Origin of the sequence: Streptomyces globosus, assembly GCF_003325375.1 — a bacterium.
GTDB lineage: Bacteria > Actinomycetota > Actinomycetes > Streptomycetales > Streptomycetaceae > Streptomyces > Streptomyces globosus_A.
Genome location: NZ_CP030862.1, coordinates 3,565,633 through 3,583,633 on the forward strand (window position 1 = coordinate 3,565,633; position 18,001 = coordinate 3,583,633).

The 18,001-nt window shown below is 72.5% G+C and carries 17 protein-coding genes and 3 pseudogenes; 10 read left to right on the forward strand and 10 right to left on the reverse strand.

Annotated features, from left to right (window positions below):
* Window positions 1–50: 50 nt before the first annotated feature.
* Both C0216_RS15520 and C0216_RS15525 read right to left on the reverse strand, forming a co-directional pair.
* On the reverse strand, window positions 51–281 hold the full coding sequence (locus C0216_RS15520) for a hypothetical protein (RefSeq protein WP_246042558.1): 231 nt from the start codon (window positions 279–281) through the stop codon (window positions 51–53).
* Window positions 282–481: 200 nt separating this feature from the next.
* Window positions 482–931 carry a VOC family protein gene (locus C0216_RS15525; RefSeq protein ID WP_114055867.1) on the reverse strand — a complete coding sequence of 150 codons (450 nt, stop codon included), beginning with the start codon at window positions 929–931 and terminating at the stop codon, window positions 482–484.
* Window positions 932–1,030: 99 nt separating this feature from the next.
* Here C0216_RS15525 and C0216_RS15530 point away from each other — a divergent pair, with 99 nt between their 5' ends.
* The 4 genes from C0216_RS15530 (at window position 1,031) to C0216_RS15540 (ending at window position 4,070) form a co-directional block, all read left to right on the forward strand.
* Entirely contained in the window at window positions 1,031–1,612 is a 582-nt protein-coding gene (locus C0216_RS15530) for a TetR/AcrR family transcriptional regulator (protein WP_114055868.1), read from the forward strand.
* 141 nt (window positions 1,613–1,753) lie between these two features.
* Window positions 1,754–2,785 carry an alpha/beta fold hydrolase gene (locus C0216_RS15535; RefSeq protein WP_114055869.1) on the forward strand — a complete coding sequence of 344 codons (1,032 nt, stop codon included), beginning with the start codon at window positions 1,754–1,756 and terminating at the stop codon, window positions 2,783–2,785.
* Between the two features lie 256 nt (window positions 2,786–3,041).
* Entirely contained in the window at window positions 3,042–3,188 is a 147-nt protein-coding gene (locus C0216_RS33490) for a hypothetical protein (RefSeq protein WP_162793219.1), read from the forward strand.
* A gap of 702 nt (window positions 3,189–3,890) precedes the next feature.
* A complete protein-coding gene (locus C0216_RS15540) occupies window positions 3,891–4,070 on the forward strand; it encodes a hypothetical protein (protein WP_114055870.1) in 180 nt (59 codons plus the stop codon).
* Between the two features lie 78 nt (window positions 4,071–4,148).
* Here C0216_RS15540 and C0216_RS15545 read toward each other — a convergent pair whose 3' ends face one another.
* Entirely contained in the window at window positions 4,149–4,907 is a 759-nt protein-coding gene (locus C0216_RS15545; RefSeq protein WP_114055871.1) for an alpha/beta fold hydrolase, read from the reverse strand.
* A gap of 133 nt (window positions 4,908–5,040) precedes the next feature.
* On the opposite strand from C0216_RS15545, the gene C0216_RS15550 reads away from it, so the two are divergent.
* Window positions 5,041–5,568: a PadR family transcriptional regulator gene (locus C0216_RS15550; RefSeq protein WP_114055872.1), complete on the forward strand. Its 528-nt coding sequence runs from the start codon at window positions 5,041–5,043 to the stop codon at window positions 5,566–5,568.
* Between the two features lie 1,001 nt (window positions 5,569–6,569).
* Here C0216_RS15550 and rph read toward each other — a convergent pair.
* Both rph and C0216_RS15565 read right to left on the reverse strand, forming a co-directional pair.
* Window positions 6,570–9,182, reverse strand: a complete 2,613-nt coding sequence (rph, locus tag C0216_RS15560; protein ID WP_114055874.1) for a rifamycin-inactivating phosphotransferase — start codon at window positions 9,180–9,182, stop codon at window positions 6,570–6,572.
* Window positions 9,183–9,364: 182 nt separating this feature from the next.
* Entirely contained in the window at window positions 9,365–10,060 is a 696-nt protein-coding gene (locus C0216_RS15565) for an HD domain-containing protein (RefSeq protein WP_114055875.1), read from the reverse strand.
* 104 nt (window positions 10,061–10,164) lie between these two features.
* Between C0216_RS15565 and C0216_RS15570 the strand changes: the two genes are divergently transcribed.
* A complete protein-coding gene (locus C0216_RS15570; protein ID WP_114055876.1) occupies window positions 10,165–11,184 on the forward strand; it encodes a GlxA family transcriptional regulator in 1,020 nt (339 codons plus the stop codon).
* The gene (locus C0216_RS33495) at window positions 11,159–11,383 is read left to right on the forward strand and encodes a hypothetical protein (RefSeq protein ID WP_162793220.1); all 225 of its coding nucleotides are present in this window, start codon (window positions 11,159–11,161) and stop codon (window positions 11,381–11,383) included. The genes C0216_RS15570 and C0216_RS33495 overlap by 26 nt, the downstream gene beginning before the upstream one ends.
* A gap of 511 nt (window positions 11,384–11,894) precedes the next feature.
* Here the strand turns inward: C0216_RS33495 and C0216_RS35355 are convergent.
* Both C0216_RS35355 and C0216_RS15580 read right to left on the reverse strand, forming a co-directional pair.
* A complete protein-coding gene (locus C0216_RS35355; RefSeq protein WP_162793079.1) occupies window positions 11,895–12,173 on the reverse strand; it encodes an MFS transporter in 279 nt (92 codons plus the stop codon).
* A pseudogene (locus tag C0216_RS15580) lies at window positions 12,119–12,673 on the reverse strand (NAD(P)-binding protein); the annotation flags it as partial. The gene C0216_RS35355 and the pseudogene C0216_RS15580, both read right to left, overlap by 55 nt.
* Before the next feature lie 7 nt (window positions 12,674–12,680).
* Between C0216_RS15580 and C0216_RS34400 the strand changes: the two are divergent.
* The 3 genes and pseudogenes from C0216_RS34400 to C0216_RS15595 all read left to right on the forward strand — a co-directional run.
* Window positions 12,681–12,805 (forward strand): annotated as a pseudogene (locus C0216_RS34400) (transcriptional regulator); the annotation flags it as partial.
* An 8-nt stretch (window positions 12,806–12,813) separates the two neighbouring features.
* Window positions 12,814–13,288 (forward strand): annotated as a pseudogene (locus C0216_RS15590) (N-acetyltransferase family protein); the annotation flags it as partial.
* Window positions 13,289–13,924: 636 nt separating this feature from the next.
* Window positions 13,925–14,362, forward strand: a complete 438-nt coding sequence (locus C0216_RS15595) for a hypothetical protein (protein ID WP_216827087.1) — start codon at window positions 13,925–13,927, stop codon at window positions 14,360–14,362.
* Between the two features lie 154 nt (window positions 14,363–14,516).
* Here C0216_RS15595 and C0216_RS15600 read toward each other — a convergent pair whose 3' ends face one another.
* From C0216_RS15600 to uppS, 3 genes are all read right to left on the reverse strand, one after another.
* Window positions 14,517–15,206, reverse strand: a complete 690-nt coding sequence (locus tag C0216_RS15600) for a hypothetical protein (protein ID WP_114055877.1) — start codon at window positions 15,204–15,206, stop codon at window positions 14,517–14,519.
* Window positions 15,207–15,445: 239 nt separating this feature from the next.
* Window positions 15,446–16,918, reverse strand: a complete 1,473-nt coding sequence (locus tag C0216_RS15605; RefSeq protein WP_114055878.1) for an oxygenase MpaB family protein — start codon at window positions 16,916–16,918, stop codon at window positions 15,446–15,448.
* Window positions 16,915–17,658, reverse strand: a complete 744-nt coding sequence (gene uppS, locus C0216_RS15610) for a polyprenyl diphosphate synthase (RefSeq protein WP_114055879.1) — start codon at window positions 17,656–17,658, stop codon at window positions 16,915–16,917. Before uppS ends, C0216_RS15605 begins: the two co-directional genes overlap by 4 nt.
* Window positions 17,659–18,001 lie beyond the last annotated feature (343 nt).

The following is an 18,001-nucleotide window of genomic DNA, read 5'->3' on the forward strand; positions in this document are numbered from 1 at the left end:
CCCCTGCCCCACTCTGCGCGGCCTGATCCGCGCGGTGGCTCGGCCGAACCTCAGGCGTCCTCCCGCAGGCGCCGCGCGATGGCGATGCCGTCCCGCAGAGCGCTCCATCGCGGGAACGGTTCACGCGTCGCATCCAGGACGCACCCGTGCAGCCTGCCACCGGCCCGGGGCGGGGCCGCCTCGGCGTCAAAGACCTCCTCGGCCCGGTCCACTTCGACCTTCGCGCCCACCGGCGCGACCGCGACGACGATCACGTCGGGTTCCTCGTGGTTGCGGAACATCAGCTCGGCCCTCCGGAGACCTCCACGCAGCTGCGCTTCTGTGTCGGCTCGTTGCACCGGTCCGGTTTCACGGGCTCTCGAAGTCGATGCGCGGGGCGCCGTGCACCCCGTTCCGCCCGGCGTGCTCCGCCGCCACGGCCACTGCTCCGCCAATGATGCCGAAGCAGTGGCAGATGGCACGGCGAGCGTACGCCCGCCCGTCAGACGCCGGTGTACTGGGCCGCGTACTCCCCGCTGGGCGGCACGACGGTGATGACGTCGATCAGCACACCGTCCGGCGCGGCGGTGATGAAGTGCCGCTGGCCGAAGTCCTCGGTGCGCAGCGGCAGCACTTCCGGGAGGCCGGCCTCGGCCACGAGCCGCCGGTACTCGGAGTCGACGTCGTCCACTTCGAAGTTCAACAGCAGGCCGCCCTGGAGTGCGACCCGATGGCCCTCCGGGATGGTCGGGTGGGTGTGGTCGAGGAGCGCCAGCTCGTACTGCGGTGCGTCGGGGCGGCGCAGGCTGACGTACCAGTCCGCCGCGAAGGTCACCTCGAACCCGAAGTGGCGCGTGTAGAAGTCGCGGGCGGCCGCCACGTCCCGGGTGGCGAGCACCGGGTAGAAGCCGCCCAGCTTGACCGCGGGCACGGTGGTGCGTTCGTCCGTCATGGCAGTGGGTCTCCCATCTCCATTTCACATACCCCGGGTATGTGAGTCATGCCGCTAGCATACCCTCGGTATGTGAAACGGGAAGGGCGGTGTCCATCGATGGCGGTCAGCCGAGCGGAACAGCGGGCGTCCACGCGGCGTGCACTGCTGGCGGAGGGGCGACAGCAGTTCGCCGCCGCCGGCTACCACCACGTCGTACTGGCCGAAGTGGCGCGGGCCGCAGGCGTCACCAAGGGCGCCGCCTACCACCACTTCGACAGCAAAGCCGGGCTCTTCCGGGCCGTCGTGAGGGAGGTGCAGCAGGAACTCGGCGAGCGGGTCGCGAGCGCAGCCGAACAGCACGAGGACCTCTGGCAGCAGCTCCGGGCCGGCTGCCGCGCCTTCCTGTCCGCGGGCACCGACCCGGCTGTACGGCAGATCCTCCTGCTGGACGCGCCCACCGTGCTCGGATGGGACGAGTGGCGGGCCATGGACGAGGAGGCCTCCGCCCGCCACCTCGCGGAAGCCCTGACGGCACTCGCCTCCGCCGGCGTCATCGCCGACCAGCCGGTGGAGCCCCTGACCCGCCTCCTCTCCGGTGCAATGAACGAGGCCGCGCTCTGGATCGCGCAGGGCGGAGACGCCGAAGCCGCCGAACAGGCCCTCGACCGCCTCCTGGCGGGCCTGCGCCCCACAACCTGACCCCGAGCAGGACTCCGCCCCTCGGCGCCCTGCTCCTCCGGCCCGCGGAGTGCACCGCGCACGGTGGGGGAGGACCATGGAACCGGAAAACATCCGGCCGCCCTTGCCCTCGGCCCGCCCCTCCGGCTCCGGGAGGCTCCCATGCCCTGGTGCCCGCCCCACACCCGCCGCGTCCGCGGCGGCGCAGTCGTCGGCTGCCTGCTGCTGCCGTGCGTGCTGACCGGCCTCACGGCCGCCTCCGTCACCGTCGCGGCGCACACCGACCCCGCTTCACCCTCGCCGACGGCGAGCGCCAGGCCCGCCGGGCGCGACGTCAACGGCCTCGTCGACATCGGCGGGGGCCGCAAGATCTACGCGACCTGCAAGGGCCAAAGCCAAGGCGGCTCCCCGACCGTGGTCCTCATCGCCGGCAAGGGCAACGGCGCCGACGACTGGATGTCGGTCCTGGACCCGGCCGACCCCGCGCACGCCGCACCCGGCGACGACCTGCCGTGGCGCAACACCGGCATACGCCGCAGCGACGACTCGGTGTTCTCCCAGGTCTCCCGCTTCACCCGCGTCTGCACCTACGACCGCCCCGACGTCCGCACCACCGGCACTGACATATCCACCCCCAGGCCCCAGCCCCACACCGTCGACGCCGACGTGCACGACCTCGGCGCGCTGCTCACGTCCCTCGGCGAGCCGGGGCCCTACGTGCTCGTGGCGCACTCGTACGGCGGCCTGATCGCCACCCTCTACGCCCGTACCCATCCGCAGAACGTCGCGGGCCTGGTGATGGTCGACACCGTCACGGAGCGCATCGCCGAGGTGGCAAGCCCCGGAGCCGTGAAGAACTGGGACGCCTCCAACGCGAAGACATCACAGCAGTCCCGGGAGGGCGTGCGCCTCCTCGACGCCTTCAGGAAGATCAACGCGACCGGCCCGCCGCCGGCCGTCCCGGCGGTGGTACTGTCCGCGGACAAGCCGTGGCGTGTCGACCTCCTGCCCGCCGAGGCCAGGAAGGGCGAACAGGTCACGTTCGAGGACTGGCTGGCCTCCCAGCAACGGCTGAGCACGGCCCTCGGCGCCCGCGCGCACGTCACGAACACCCGCAGCGGCCACGACATCTACCTCTACCAGCCCCGCACGGTCACCTGCGCAATCCGCGACATCGTCGGGGCGTCTTCCTGAACCCCGAGGCGGCGGCAATCGGTGTCTACCGCCACTCGGCATGAGGCCTTGGACTGCCATGCGACTCCCGGCGCGCACGCCGGAACGGGGTGGCACGGCTTTTCGGCGGGGGAACGTGCGATGAGTCGCCGGCTCCGTGCCGTGCTGTGATCGGCGCTCGCGATCGAGGTCGCCGGGCTGATGGGGACGTTCGCGTTGGCGGACCCCACCGTCTTCGTGCCGGAATACGACGGGCCGTGCGTTTTGGAGTGCGCGGATGTCGACGTCGGTCCACGTACGGCTCGACCGTGAGGGCGAGGCCGCGTGCGGTCCGGGCTGCTGCCGGACGCAGGTGCGTATCGTCGGCGGCAACTGGGCGGCCCCGGTCGTGGAGGTAGGCGGGCTGCGTCTGGCCAAGCGGTGAGCGGTATGCGGTGCGCCCGCGCGTTCCCCGCGGACCCGCGCGCTCCCCGCGGACCCGCGGGCGCCGGAAGCCTCGCGTCCGCCCGCGACGGGCAGGTCAGTCGTGTGCAAGGCCAGGCCGGGGCGCCTGCCGCCGATACGCCTCGGTGTCGGCCCTCTCCGGCGTCGCCGACCACGCCCACGTGCGGCCTGCCCTGGCCGGTGGAGTAGTGGGGAGCGGCTGGAGGCCGCCCGTGGGGACGGGTGTTCACCAACTCCACGTACCGTCAGCAACTCCCCTCCACTTCCTCGCGCCGAGGCTGAAGACGCCTGCTCCGCAACCACAACCGGCGCAACGCCGGGCCCTGGGCATCGCGGCGGCGCTGAGGCGTGCCGCTGAGAGGACACGTTCACCGCCGCGACTCCTCCGAGAGGCATGCGGGGCGTGCGCGGCCGGGACCTCGTCGGGTGAAGCGGGTGCCCCCAGCCGAGCGAAGGCACAGCTCATGCGAACGAAGACCCTGTCCACCGCGGTGGCGGTTGCTGTGGCGTTCGGCGGGTGGACAGCCGTCACCGTAACGACGGCCCGCCCAGCGGAACGCGCCGCACCCCGCGTCGACTGCTTCATCTCGGAAGGGCCAGGGCGACCTGCCCGAAGTTCGTCTCGGACGAGGAGGCCGCGATCAAGTGCACCGTGGCCAAGGGCCCGGGAACGACTTACGGCGTGTCCGGCAGGGGCTTCCAGGTGGCGGAGACGGTCACGTTGAAGAACTCCTCCGGCACCGTCGTGGACACCACGCACACCATCCAGGACGGGTCCTTCGAGTTCACCGGCGTCCCCAACGACACGTACACCGTCACCTCGAAGTTCGCGAAGGTGACCTGCGCCGAGGCTGCCGAGTAGCCCCACCCGCCCGGCTGCGGTGCCCGGGCCGGAACTCCCGTCGACCCCTGTGCTCCGGCGCACCCCTGGAGGGCCGCCTTACGGCGCCGCCGCGACGGCGCGTGCGAATGCGGTCGGCGCGTCGAACATGACGTTGTGACCGGCTCCGGGAATGGTCACGACGTCCACGCCCGCCGCCCGCAGTCCGTCCGCGCCGACCACATCACCGCTCAGCTCGCCCTGCAGGTAGGTGCGTGGTATGCGGGCGGCCTGCAGCATCTCCCGCATCAGGGGGCGGCTTCCCCGCACCAGATGGGTGGCGGAGCGGTGCAGGGCAAGCGGGTCCGAGAGCCGCATGGTCGCCGCCCAGGTGGGTCCGACGCGCTCCAGCACGCGGGCGAACCCACCGCCCTGTACGAACTCCTCCTCCGTGTAGGAGGCGATGCCGCTGCTGCCCGCCGTCGGCGGCGGGAACGGGTCGAGGTTGCCTTCGGTGACGACGAGTCGCCCCACCAGGTCCGGCCTGCGGTGGGCGAGGACGATGGCGACCGCGCCGCCCATGCTGTGCCCGGCGACCACGCCACCGTGTATCCCGGCTGCGTCGAGAGCCCCGGCCAGGGCGTCCGCGTGGTCCTCCAGGCGGTAGCCGAAGCCGGCGGGCCGGTCGCTGATGCCGTGCCCGGGCAGGTCGACGAACAGCATCCGCCGGCCCCCCAGTTCACTCCGACCTGCAATGTGGGCGTGATACACGGTGGAGGCGGCCCCCAAGCCGTGTACGAACACCACCGCCGGCCCCTCGCCGGCCGACTCGGTCCACCGGATGACACTGCCCTGCTCATTGAACGGAGCCTCGCGCACCGTCCACCCCTCTCCCTGCCACGTCCTCGCAGCAGCCCTCTCGGTACCTCGCATCCACAGTACTACGTCAACGCAGTATAGCGCCGCCGGGGTACTGCGAAGGGTGTGCAGGGACATGAGGCAAGATGACGCCATGCTGGAACTCTCCATCCTCGGTTTCCTCTACGAGACCCCGCTGCACGGCTACCAGCTGCGCAAACACATCACCGCCCTCACCGGCCACGTACGCCCGGTCGGCGAGTCCACGCTGTACCCCGCGATCAAGCGCCTGGAGAAGGCCGGTCTGCTGGTCAGGGAGGTGCAGCCCGGCCCGGCCGCCGCGCCGCGGCAGGTCCTCACGCTCACCCCGGCCGGCCGGGACGAACTCCGGCGCCGCCTCGCAGAGGCCGAGGGACCCGACATCACCGACGAGAACCGCTGGTTCACCCTCCTTGCCTTCCTCCGCTTCCTCGACGACTCGGCAGCCCAAGCGGCCGTCCTGCGCCGCCGCCTCGCCTTCCTGGAGGAACCAGCGAGCTTCTTCTACGCCGGCGAGCACCCTCTGCGCGCGGAGGACCTCGACGACCGCTTCCGCCAAGGCATCCTCACGATCGCCCGCGCGACGAGCCAGGCGGAACTCGCCTGGCTGCGCACCACCCTCACCGACCTCGAGCGCGCCTGAGGTCGCTTCCTCGGCATCACAAGACGGTGGCGGTCCCCGGGGTGCATACGCCTTGTCGGCCAGGACCGCATGTGGCCTGGTCCCGGGGCTGCCGATCCGCCGGGGCGCCCGCAACCGGGCGGCGAGGGCGTGTCCGTCGACGGCCCGGGTCCTCAGCCGTGCGCGGGCCGGATGGACCCGCTCCACGACCGAGTTTGCGACCGCATCCACGGCGGACGCCACCCGCGCGGCGGGCGTGGGGCCAGGATGTGTGCGGGTTGTCGGGCGACGTTGGCGCTGTGCGACACATCTACAGCGGAACCGACCCGCTTCCCGACTGCCCGCTGTAGCGGGAGGAAGCGGGCTGCCGCCACACCGCTGCCGCGCCGCTGCAGGGGAGTCCGGTCGAGCTGCCCGCCAGGGGCGCGCCTTGCCCCCGGCCGGTGCGGTGGCAGACGGCGCCGGGCGGCGGCAAGCACGGCGTCGATGGTGTGGCAGGGCAGGCTAGCGGCGCATGTGGGCCTTCAACGCCTGTGCACGTGAAAGGGGTACGTCGTGAACGAGGCCGAGCTCAGGGCGCTGTTGGATCGCATCGACACGGACGGCGACGGGCGGATCAACATCATCGAACCGGCGGAGGGTTCAAGGCCGAGGGCGCACAGGGGCACCTTGCCGAAGAGGCCAAGAAGGCCACGGCGGCCGACGCCAACCACGACGGGGTCCTCGACTTCGAGGAGTCTCGCACCCTGCTGAAGCAGAAGCAGAGGTGCAGGCGCGCCCCCGGGGGCAAGCCGCCCCCGAAGGGCGGCCTGCCCAGGCCGCGGGTCACGGGCCGTCCCGTACCGCCCCCGGCGCAGGACGTCGGCGTACCGGCAGCCGATGGGGCGGCGGATACCCTCCGGCTGAACTCTCCGGCTGTCGTAGTGGGGCCCCGCCGCGCCCCCCCGGCGGCCGGAGCCGCACCGTGCACTTGCGCACACAGCCCCGCAGCCGGCCCCACCGGTTCGCCCGACGGGACCCCGTCAGGGGAGGATCTCGATGTACCCGTCGGTGCCGTGCACGCGGATCCGCTGGCCGTCCCGGATCAGGCGGGTGGCCCGCTCCACGCCGACGACGGCCGGCAGCCCGTACTCCCGGGCGATCACCGCGCCGTGGGTCATCAGGCCGCCCACCTCGGTCACCAGGCCCGCGATCCGGACGAACAGCGGCGACCAGCTGGGATCGGTGAAGGCCGTGACCAGGATGTCGCCCGGTTCGAGATCGGCATCCGCCATGTCGAGGACGACCCGGGCCCGCCCCTCGACCGTCCCGGCCGAGACCGCCACGCCGGCCAGCGCACCGGCCGGGACGCCCTCCCGTCGGTAGGACCCGGTGAGGGCCTCGCCCTCCGAGGTCAGCACCCGGGGCGGGGTGAGCGCCTGGTGCGCCCGGAACACCTCCTTGCGCTGCCGCACGAGCCGCGGGTCGACCGGCCGACCGGAGCGCACGACGTCGTCGAGCTCCTGGAAGGTGAGGTGGAAGACGTCCTCCGGCTCGCCGAGCACGCCCGCCTCCACGAGGCGTTCGGCCTCCTTCATCAGAGCTTGCTTGTAGACGAAGTAGCGGCTGACGATGGCGTACTTGGGGTACTCCCGGTACCCGATGAAGGTGCGGACCCGGTCGATCATCCGCTGCGTCTCGTCGGCCTTGCGGTCACCGTCCGGCAGAGCGCGCAGGCGTGCCAGCACGTCCTGTTCCTTCCGGTGCGCCTTCTGCCGGCCCAGCTCGAAGCGGCGTTCGGCGGCACCCCGTTCAAAGGTGCGCACGTGGTCGAGGATCACGGGGACCAGCGTGGCGGGGCGTTCGCGCCAGCGCGGCCTGGTGATGTCGATCTCGCCGACGCAGCGCATGCCGTACCGGTCCAGGTAGGCCTCGATGGCATCGCGGGCCTCGGGCCCTCCCGGGAGTTTCGCCAGCTGGTCCAGGAAGCCCTCGTCCTGCACGTCATGCAGGTACGACACCACCTCCGGCAGCGGGCGGACGACGTCCGCGACGTCGAGGAGGGCCAGCCCCATCTGCGAGGTGACGTTGCCGGGGGCGGACAGCGTCAGCGTGTCGGCGGCGTTCTTCTCTCCCAGCCACTCCTCCAGCTTGTCGTTGAGCCACCACGTGGCCTCCATGCCCGCCATGATCACCTGGATGCTCAGGGGATCGCTCAGGAGGCGCTTGTGCTCCTCGAAGGCTTCCGGCAGGAAGTCGAACAGCGCCGGTCCGCTCTTCGTCCGGATGTCGCGTTCCAGGGCGGCGAGGGAGGCCCGGCTGCGTTCGATCAGCTCGGCGACGATGGCCGGATCGGTCTCGATGGGCTCGGGCGCACCGCCACCGCCGGGATGCGGCCCGCCGGCTCCCGGGACCGGTTGGGGGAGCGGGGGAACGAAGCCGTCGCGGTCGAGGACCGTCTCCACAGCGTCCCTGACCAGCGGGTCGCCCTTGCCGAGGGCATCAAGCAGGGCAGCCCGGCCCGCGGGCGAGGCCAGGCGCCGGGTGACGTCCACGAAGAGCCGCCCGCCGGCCTCGTGCATCGGCACCATGGCCGTCAGCTGCCACATGGAGAACCCCAGCGGTTTCATGGCGTCCGTCATCATCTGCGCGTGGCCGACGGAGACGTAGACGCGGTTGTCCCGGTCGTCGCTCTGCGGGACGGGGAACAGCGTCGTGATCGGCCGGCTCTGCACGATCCGGAAGCCGTCGTCCACCAGGCACCACTCGATGTCCTGGGGGCGGCCGAAGTGCGCTTCGATCCGCCGTCCGAGCTCGACCAGCCGCAGCGCCTGCGCGTCCGTCAGCGCCGGCTGCTCCTGCTGCTGCGGGCGGACCGCCACCTCGTGCGTGCCGCCGGCCGGCCGGGCGGTCAGGATGCGCTGCTTGGCGGCGGTCTTCCTGGCGACGACCCTGCCGTCGCGCACGGTGAGGACGTCCGGGTTCACCAGGCCGGAGACCAGTGCCTCGCCGAGGCCGAATCCGGCGTCGATGGTGGCGGCCTTCCGGTTGCCGGTGACGGGGTCGGCCGTGAACAGGACGCCGGACGCCTTCGGGAAGGCCATGTGCTGCACGACCACGGCCATGTGGACCGTACGGTGGTCGATGCCGTTGCGACGGCGGTAGGCCACCGCGCGCTCGGTGAACAGCGAGGCCCAGCACCGGCTGATGTGCCGGAGGACCGCCGTCGGCCCGACGACGTTGAGGTACGTGTCGTGCTGGCCGGCGAAGGAGGCTGTCGGCAGGTCCTCGGCCGTGGCGCTGGACCGGACGGCATAGGCGGTCCCTTCGCCGGAGCGGGCGAGGGCGCGGGTGATCGCCGCCGCCACGTCGTCCGGGACCGCGGTTTCCTCGATGGCCCGGCGGATCTGCGCGCTGAGCGTGCGGACGGCTTCCCGGTCGTCCGGGTCCGCGTGCGACAACCGATCGAGCAGGTCGCCGACCGGGGGCGCCTGCGCGACGATCCGCCGGAAGGCCTCGGTCGTCACGCAGAAGCCCGCCGGTACGCGGATCCCCTCGATGCGCGACAGTGTGCCCAGGTGCGCGGCCTTGCCGCCGACGGTCGCGGCCCGGGTCTCGTCCACTTCGTGAAGGCTCCACACGTACTGCTGGTTCACTGCGCTGCCTCCTGGGCGGTCATGGCTTGGGCAGTGATTCTGCGCCCTGCCCGGGGCCTTGCGGCAAGCCCCGGGGTGCGCTATAAGTTGAGGGTGGCAAGGAGAGTGCTCTCCTTGCCTTTGTCGTTTCCGGCCCGCGACCGCACTGGGCACCGTGGCATCGGGCCGAGGGCGTGGTGCCGTCAGGCGGCGGGAGTGCCCGGGTGCGCAGGCGGCCGGTCGCCCCAGCCGGCCTCGGCGATCAGGTCGTACCAGTCGGGCAGCGCGCCGGGCGGCAGGTGGCGGCGCAGGAGCTGGCCGGGGAAGCTGAGCGGGCCGGCCTTCGCGGGGTTGGCCAGCGCCTGGCGGGTGATCAGGCCCGTTATCTCGTAGGCGAGATCAGTGCGCGGGAACGCGGCGTGCACGCGGTCGGCGAAGCCCTCGGGGAGGCTCTCCTTGCCCCGGCCCAGAACGTCCACCGTGATGCCTGCATGGGCCAGTGCGACTTCCGGCCCCTTGCGGGAGGCAATGCCCTCCGACGTGTGCAGGGCGATGGCGTCCCATACCACCGTCACCGCATCCTCATCGGTACCGTGCTCGCGAAGGAACCGCGCTGCCAGGTCCGCACCGTCGACTTCGAACCGCTGGTGTCCGTTGCCCTCTTCGGACAGCCCCAGGTCATGCAGGACACAGCTCAGGAACACCAGCTCGTCGTCGAAGTCCGCTCCCGCCGTCATGCCGTCGTGGTCCGCAAGCGCCCGTGCGAAGAGATAGCTGCGGACGCTGTGGCGGAAGATGACCTCGGGTTCCACCTCCTCGGCATGGCGCAGGGCTTGGGCGGCAAGCTCCGTGCGGGGCAGGTCGAATGCGTCGTAGACGGCAGGCAGGGCGACAGCCATCGCAGTAACTCCTCATGTGTGACAGCGGGGAACCCTCTCGATCCTGCGGCCCTCCGCGCCGCCCGGCGAGCGGCCGCAATGCCGTCATGCGCTAAATTCTGGCCATGACCATCAAGGTGGCCGTACTCGCACTGGACGGCGTCGTCCCCTTCGAACTGTCCACCCCCGGGCAGGTCTTCGGCACGGCCAACGAGGCCGCCGCCACCCCGCACTACGAACTCCGGGTCTGTGCTCCCGGCCGCAGGGCAACGACCTCCCCCGAGCACGGCGCCTTCCGGATCGGCACCCCGTACGGCCTCGATGGCCTCGCCGATGCCGACACCGTCGTCATCCCCGCCCACGCCGGCTTCCTGGCACCCCCGCCCCCTGCCGTCGTCGAGGCGCTGCGGCAGGCGGCGGCGCGGGGGGCGCGCCTGGCAGCGGTATGCGTCGGCGCCTTCACCCTGGCCGCCACCGGTCTGCTCGACGGATACCGCGCCACGACACACTGGCAGTACGCCGACGAGCTTGCCCGCCGCCATCCGCGCATCCTCGTCGATCCCGCCGTGCTGTTCGTCGACCACGGCCGTCTGCTCACTTCGGCCGGGGTGGCCGCCGGGCTCGACCTGTGTCTGCACCTGGTGCGCCACGACCTCGGCGCGGCGCAGGCGGCCGCCACCGCCCGGCGCATCGTCATGCCCCTCCAGCGCGACGGCGGCCAGGCCCAGTACATCGAGCGCCCCACACCCCCGACCGATCCGGCCGCCCTGCAGCCCGTCATGCAGTGGATGGAAGGCCGCCTCGACCGCCCCCTCACCCTGGCCGAGATCGCCGGCCACGCCAAGATCAGTGTCCGAACGCTCAACCGCCAGTTCCGGGCACAGACCGGAGCAACCCCGCTGCAATGGCTCCTGAGCGCCCGCATCGACCGCGCCCGGCTGCTGCTGGAGACCACCGACCTGCCCATCACGCTGCTCGCCGACCGCACCGGCTTCGGCTCACCGGCGACCCTGCGCCACCACTTCGCCCGCCGCACCGGAACCTCCCCCCACGCCTATCGGGCCGCCTTCCGGCAGCGGGGTCCAGGCGACGAGCGAAGCAGGCCCTCACCGTCGCCTCATGCACTCCAGGCGGCCGCCGACTGACCGCGCCACCGCCCTCGCCCCTGCCCTCATTCCGCAGCGATGGCTGGAGCGCTGCAACCTCGCCGTCGCGTGCACGAGTCCCGCGATGCACCTCACCGCCGGCGGCACCCGCACCGATCCCAGCCGTGCCCGGCTCACCGCCCTCGCCTGCGAGCTCCAGGACCCCGCGCGACGGTCGGCCGCATCGCCGGCGTCTTGAGGTCCGGGACGCCGTGGGAGCACGGCTGGGCCCTTCGAGTTGCCGTGGCGGCCGGTAGCGCGCGCTCCGAGGGCGGCGGCTGCGTGGGCTGGAGCGCCGAGGAGTCCGGAGAGACGGCCGTAGTGCGTGGTGCCCCTACGGTCGGTGACGGCGGTGGCCTGGAGGAGGGTGAGATCGCCTCGGACCACTCCGGCAAGACCCGATACGCCAACGAGCAGGGCGTACGGGCCCGCGACGGCCCCGAGAAGCTGACGGCTGGCAGCCAGAACGCCCGGGTGCGCGCCAAGCCCTGGTGGCCGCCGGTGACGTGCGGCGGGCTGGCGGAGCCGACGGCCCATGGGGGCTTCAGCGCGATCGCGTGCGCCGGGATGGTCAGGGCCCGAGGATGCCCGCGAGCGGGTGAGGGCAGCGAAGGCGGGCTGGTAGAGACTGGCGGCCATCGCCGTTCCGGCGAGGAGCCACCCGGCGAAGCACACGGGCATGCCGGGGGCTGCGGCTGTCACCACCAGGCTCAGGCACCCAGGGCGGAGCCTGCCGTCATGACGGTGCGGGGCCCGCGGCGATCCAGGGTGCGCCCCATGCAGATCCCTGCGACCGCGGAGATGATGAGGCCGGCGGGGAACGCCGCGGCGGTCACACCGGTGCTCCAACCGGTCTCGGCGGTGATGGCCGGGTTGAGGACGGGGACGGCGTAGTAGACGATGCCCCAGCCGGTGACCTGGCTGAGGCGGAGGGCCCGGTGACCGCGTCGGCGTAGCCGCCGTCCACCGCGGCCTTCGCTGCCAGGCACAGGGCGCCGCGGGCGGGCAGCTGGTCGGCTTCGCCGCCCAAGGCGGAGCCGGAGATTCCGCGGCGCAGGATCCAAGTGGCGTGCGTGCCGGTACCGTCGTCGGCCCTGGCGAGGTGCGCGAGGGCGCTGAAGGCGGAGGCTCCGGAGCCATGACGGCGGTGGGCTTGCCGAGGGTGTCGGCGAGGGGCTGGAGGTACAGGGCGGCCCAGTCGCCGCCGGTGGGGTAGGTGGCCGGGTCGGGCTTCACCCAGCCGGTCGGTGCGAGGAGCTTTTCGGCGGCGGGGTCGACGACCTCGCCCCAGGTGGAGAAGCCGCACGTGCGCCCACTCGCGGGTCGCGGTCCCGGTGTGGGGGCTGGCTTCGAGGACGAGGAAGTCCAAACCCCGCTCGCGGAGGTGGGCGGCGGCAGCCAGGCCGACGGGGCTGGCCCCGATCACGGCGACGGGAGTTCGGTGGTGGGCTCGCTCGTGACGTGCGCCTGTTTCGATAGGCGGCCACATGGATGTTCATCCAATCAAGAAACTCAAGGAGGCCGGACTGCTGTCCTCCGAGCGCCGCGGAACCCGGGTGACCGGGTCGAGCCCGCCGTCCCTCTCCCCGCCATAGGCGCGCTCCTGTCCGGCGCTGCGAAGGTGACCGGGTGCGGACCGAAGCGCTCCTGCCCGAGCACGCCAAGCAGGTTCTCGCCGTCTACCAGGCGGGAATCGACGAGGGCAACGCCACCTTCGAAACCCGGGCTCCCGCCTGGGAGGCCTTCGACAAGGGCTGGCTGCCCCGGCACTGCTTCGTCGCCCGGCGACGGCGGCACCGTGCTGGGGTGGGTGGCCGCGAGCGCCGTTCCGGACCGGTGCGCATACGCGGGCGTGGTCGAGCACTCCGTATACGTCCACCCCGACGCCCGCGGCCGCGGCGTCGCCCGCGTACTCCTGGACGCCCTGATCGCCTCGACCGAGGCCGCCGGGATCTGGACCATCCAGTCCGGGATCTTCCCCGAGAACGCCGCCGGCCTCGCCCTGCACCGGCGCGCCGGCTTCCGCGTCATCGGCACCCGCGAGCGCATCGGCCGCCATCACGGCACGTGGCGTGAGGTCGTCCTGCTGGAGCGCCGCGCCCCGCGGTGTGCGCGGTGCCGCCGCGGCCCTGGGTCGGATGGGCGCTGTGGTGGCGGCGGTGCCTCGGTTCGGCAGGGGGCGGGCCGCAGCAGCGGGCTGCCGGCGTTGTAGGAGGGCTCGCGCGGGTGGATGGTGGGGTCGGGGCGGGGTGAACGTCTGTGTTCGGGGTAGGTTTGGTGGTAGCCGTTGGTGTGACCCGCGCTGCCGCATCCCTCTCTTCAGTGTGGTGGGGTGTTTCCGGTACGGACCTCCTCGATTTCGCGGTCTCGGTGGTCGCGTGCTTCCTTCCCGTTCGCGGAAGGGGAGGGCTTCTCCTTCTACCGGGACGGCAGCCATGTACCGGCGCACCCCGCAGTGTCCCCCTGTCCTACCGCGTACCTCTGCCCGGCCCCGAACCGGCCGCCGGCCGGGGCCGCAGGAAACGGCACGGGTCTCCTTGTCAGCCCAGGCCCGTCGGCTGCCCCTGACCGGCACCACGGGCCCGTCCACCGACGCCCCGGCCCCGGGCACCGCCCGCCGCGGCGCTGGCCCGGCATGGCTTCCTCCGGTTCCGGCAGGGGGCAGGGCATGAACGCGGCTGGGGGCTCCGGCCCCGGACCGGCCGCTTCACCTGCGGGAATGCGGGCCCACGTGTCGGCCTTGGCCGTTGAGGCGGAGCAGCTCGTACAGGACGGGGCGTGGGAGGTGGCGCCGGAGGACGCCGAGCTGGCCTGTCGGGCGGCGGAGAACCTGGCCGCGGTCATCGGCCCGCCGGCAGGGCAGGATGACCTGTCCGGACTCGAGCGGTTGGAGCATCTGCGCGAGGCCTTGGCGGTCTTCGCCCTGACGACCGCCCGCACGCACGGATACCTGGCGTGGTTCCTGGCGGGGACCAGCACAGCCCTGGCCCCGGTGCTGCGCTGGCGTGCCGTGACGGCGGACCCGCGCCGCTCCTTCGGCACGGTCGTGCCCTCGGCGGCGGAACTGGCCGACGCCGAGGAAGCCGTCCGCCACGTGTGCGCTGCCCTCGCTGCGGTGGCCGGCGTGGCGGACGGCGGGAACACCGCGGACGCCAGGGGCCCCGGCTCCCTGACCTGACACCGGCTCCCGGGCCTGGGAGGCCAGAGCTCCTGCTCCCGCGCCTGTGGCGTCCACGGGCAACCTGACCTGCCCACCTCGGAGGTTGCGCTGCCGGTGGCGGGGCGTGACCGGCCCCGCTCTCCGGGCGCCGATGCCGATTCCGTCGTCGTGCTCAGGCCTGGGCGGGGCCTTGAGGTGAGCGCGTGGTGCTGTCCCACTTCCACCGGGTGAGCCGCTTTCGTCCCGCCGGCTCTCCTCGGCCGGTCGCCCACAGGAGGGTGTGCCAGGGGTCGCCGTCGGCAGGAACGTCGGGGAACAGCCTCTGCAGCACCCGCGCACAGATCGCCGCAGGTGCTTCCCAATCGAGGCCGAGGCCGAGAGCCAGGTCATCGGCGTGCACGAACAGTTCCACCAAACCCATGGCGGCCGAGCCCTCGGGATCCGTCGTTCCGAACACATGGAACGCACGCGCATGCGGCGGCGCTGTCCGCACCATCGCGACGAGGAGTGCCGCGCACGCCTCCAGCACCTGCACAAGGCCCTCCGGCCCGCCCTCCCGTTCGGCGAAGATCACGTTGAAGGGCTTGCCCGGAGCCTCCTGTCGCCAGATGAAGGGCACATCAGCGCCGGCCGGAGGCGCTTGCGGCCCCAGCTGCGCGGCATAGGCGAAGAGGTCGTCGGCCAGGTGCTCGGCGGTTTCCCAGCAGCTCCACTCCAGCGTCCCGGCCGCCCGGTTCCAGTCGGCGGCCAGAGCAGCCGGCTGACGCAGCAGCGCGAGGACGAGCCGGACGCCCTCCGCGAGATCGTCCGCGGACACCGTTCCCACGGCACGAGGCTGTTCTGCATCATCGAAGTCGGACATGCGCTGAGCCTACGAGCACGACGACGCGGGGCAGGACTGCGGGTGCCCCTGGCGGCCGCTCGGGCCCGGCCCCGTCGGCGGACGCCGGCCACGTCACCCAGGCCGGCCTCGCCCGCACGCCGGCCATCGCCAGCCCTCCGGAGGCTGTCGCGGCGGGATCCGCCGGCGTCGACGGCCGTATCGCCGACAGCGGATGGACACAGCGGATCAGCCGACAGCCAGGTCGCGTGGACGTGCTCTCAGGCGTCGGCGAGGAGGGGGTCGTACGGGGTGTTCGTTCGGCGGCCCGACATGAAGGAGAGGAAGTCGCCGACGAAGGCGCTGCGGCTGTAGGTGTTGTCGGTGGTGGTGAGGTCGCGGTGGAAGGCGCTGCGGAAGAGGGTTCGGTACTCATCGGCGTCGATGGTGCCGCTGCCGTCCTTGTCGGTGGCGTCGAAGAGGACCTCGGCGACCCGGATGAGGGCGGGTCCGGCAAGGGAGGGTACGGCGGCGGCGTACTCGTCGGCGCTGATGCGGCCGTCGCCGTCGGTGTCGAGGGTGGCCTGGAGTTCGCGCCACCAGGAGGCGAAGGCGTCGTAGAGCCGGGTCTCTTCGGGTTCGTCCAGGTCCAGGCGGGTGGCCAGTTCGCGTGCCATGGCGGCGAGGTCGGGCCAGTCGAGCCGGCCGTCGCCGGTCTGGTCCAGCACCTGATGGAAGAACTCCTTCGCCGAGCGCCGGCCGTTCCCCGTGCCCGTGCCCGTGCCCGTGCCCGCGGCCGGGACGGTGCCGGGGTTGTCGCTCAGCGGTGTGAGCAGGCGGAGCAGGGCCGATGCCCGCTTCATACGGGCCCGCAGCGCGGCGACGGTCCGGGCACGGGGGTCGTCGCTGTCGGGCGCGAGGGAGATGATTTCGATGACCGTCTCGGCGCTGATCCATCCCGCGGGCAGGAAACGGCTGAGGCCGGCGGCGAGATAGGCGCCCTGCATCAGCGTCGGGGCGCCGGGCATCTCGGCCAGACCGGCCTTGCGCCGGTACGGCTCGGGAAGCGAGGCTACGGTGATCGCGCCGAGGAGCGGGCCGACGACGGCCCGGCCGGCCGCCCACAAGGTCGGTGCGGAGGCGAGCAGCGCGGGAGCGGGCAGGTGGTCGAAGAGCCGGTAGAGGATGACGCGCGCTGCCTCGGTGTTCTCCAGCTCGTCCTCGACGACCCTGTCGAAGTACCGCCAGAAGTCGCTGACGTCCTCGGGGAGCGCCCCGGCGTCGCCGTCGAGCGCGGCGAGGAACGCCCGGTATTCGGCGTACATGCGCTCCATGGTGTCCTGGTCGAGTGGCTGGCCGCTCAGTCGGCACATCGTCACGGCGCTCTCGAAGAGCGTGGCGACCACCCAGGCCCGGGTGGGGCGGTCCATGGCGTCGTAGGCGCGGCCGCGGGGGTCGGAGCCGCTCATGCGGGCGTGCAGCCTGTTGAGCCGGGCCGCCTCCCGTTCGCGTACCGCAGGATCGGTGTCGAACATGCGCCGCATGCTGAGGAAGGTGTTGCGCAGCCGCCGCCAGGGGTGGGCGACGAAGGTGGAGTTGTCGGCGAGAGCGGCACCGATCTGCGGATGGGCGGCCTCCAGCACGGTTGCTCGGATTATGGCCAGAGCCCACCGGGGGTCGTCGAAGAATGCACGGAACTGCGACTCCGGCCCGAACAGCGGCGGCTCGCCGGCCGTGGTGCTTCCGGTCGTCATGACGGGTCTCCGTTCGTCTGGGGCGGCACGCCGCCGAAGCGGCGGTCACGGCGCTGGTAGGTGTGCAGACAGCCGAGGAAGTCGGGGGCGCGGAAGTCCGGCCAGAGCGCCTCGGGGAAGACCCACTCGGCGTAGGCGACCTGCCAGAGCATGAAGTTGGAGATGCGCTGTTCACCGGAGGTGCGGATGACGAGGTCCACGTCGGGGGTGTCGGGAAACGGCAGATGGTCCGCGAAGAGCCGCTCGGTCACCTCGTCGGCAGGCGTCCCACTGCGGATCAGCGACCTGGCGGCCTCCACGATGTCCCGCCGCCCGCCATGGTCGAAGGCGACGGTCAGCGTCATTCCCCGGTTGCCGGCGGTCAGCGTCGCCAGATCGCCGAAGTCCTGAGCCAGCTCCCGGGGGATGCGGGGGTCCGCGGCTCCGAGGAAGCGGCAGCGGATGCCGCGGGCCAGCAGAAGCGGCGCGTGCTTGCGCACGACCCGGCGGACCAGGCGCATCAGGTAGTCGACCTCGGAACCGGGACGGTTCCAGTTCTCGGTGGAGAAGGCGTACAGGCTGAGCCACTCGACGCCGGCCCCGCGGGCGGCCTCGATGATGTCGATGACGGTGGTCTCCGCGGCCTGATGGCCCGCCGTCCGCGGCAGCGCACGGCGCTGCGCCCAACGGCCGTTGCCGTCCATCACGCAGGCCACGTGCCGCGGCACCGCCCGTCCCGGCCCGTCGCCGTCCTGCCGCACACCCGGGCGGTCCCCAACCGCCCCGCGTGCGCGCTGGACGCCGCGGTCCGGTCCCGTCCCCCCGGGAGTGCCACGGTCGACTCCACTGCGCTCGGCCACACCCACCCCGCATCCCCCGTACACGTGCCCCAGCGGGCGCATCTCTCCTCGGGAGTCTGACGGCTCGGGAGCGGCCTGACCGGCCGAACGGGCGACCGTCACCCCTGGCTCGCATGCCCGATTTCCTTCCGCGCCCGGCTCCTGCGGTGACAGGGATCGGAAACGCGGCGCACCCGGGCTGCTCCGTCACGAGGGGAGAGGCGCTGCATGAGGCCGCGGCCGCGGCGGGCTCCCCTCGTGGCCA

Excerpts from the sequence above, each read along its gene's own strand:
- C0216_RS15520 (WP_246042558.1), bottom strand. The coding sequence starts at position 281 with ATGTTCCGCAACCACGAGGAACCCGACGTGATCGTCGTCGCGGTCGCG.
- C0216_RS15525 (WP_114055867.1), bottom strand. The coding sequence starts at position 931 with ATGACGGACGAACGCACCACCGTGCCCGCGGTCAAGCTGGGCGGCTTC.
- C0216_RS15530 (WP_114055868.1), top strand. The coding sequence starts at position 1,031 with ATGGCGGTCAGCCGAGCGGAACAGCGGGCGTCCACGCGGCGTGCACTG.
- C0216_RS15535 (WP_114055869.1), top strand. The coding sequence starts at position 1,754 with ATGCCCTGGTGCCCGCCCCACACCCGCCGCGTCCGCGGCGGCGCAGTC.
- C0216_RS33490 (WP_162793219.1), top strand. The coding sequence starts at position 3,042 with ATGTCGACGTCGGTCCACGTACGGCTCGACCGTGAGGGCGAGGCCGCG.
- C0216_RS15550 (WP_114055872.1), top strand. The coding sequence starts at position 5,041 with ATGCTGGAACTCTCCATCCTCGGTTTCCTCTACGAGACCCCGCTGCAC.
- C0216_RS15565 (WP_114055875.1), bottom strand. The coding sequence starts at position 10,060 with ATGGCTGTCGCCCTGCCTGCCGTCTACGACGCATTCGACCTGCCCCGC.
- C0216_RS15570 (WP_114055876.1), top strand. The coding sequence starts at position 10,165 with ATGACCATCAAGGTGGCCGTACTCGCACTGGACGGCGTCGTCCCCTTC.
- C0216_RS33495 (WP_162793220.1), top strand. The coding sequence starts at position 11,159 with ATGCACTCCAGGCGGCCGCCGACTGACCGCGCCACCGCCCTCGCCCCT.
- C0216_RS15600 (WP_114055877.1), bottom strand. The coding sequence starts at position 15,206 with ATGTCCGACTTCGATGATGCAGAACAGCCTCGTGCCGTGGGAACGGTG.
- C0216_RS15605 (WP_114055878.1), bottom strand. The coding sequence starts at position 16,918 with ATGACGACCGGAAGCACCACGGCCGGCGAGCCGCCGCTGTTCGGGCCG.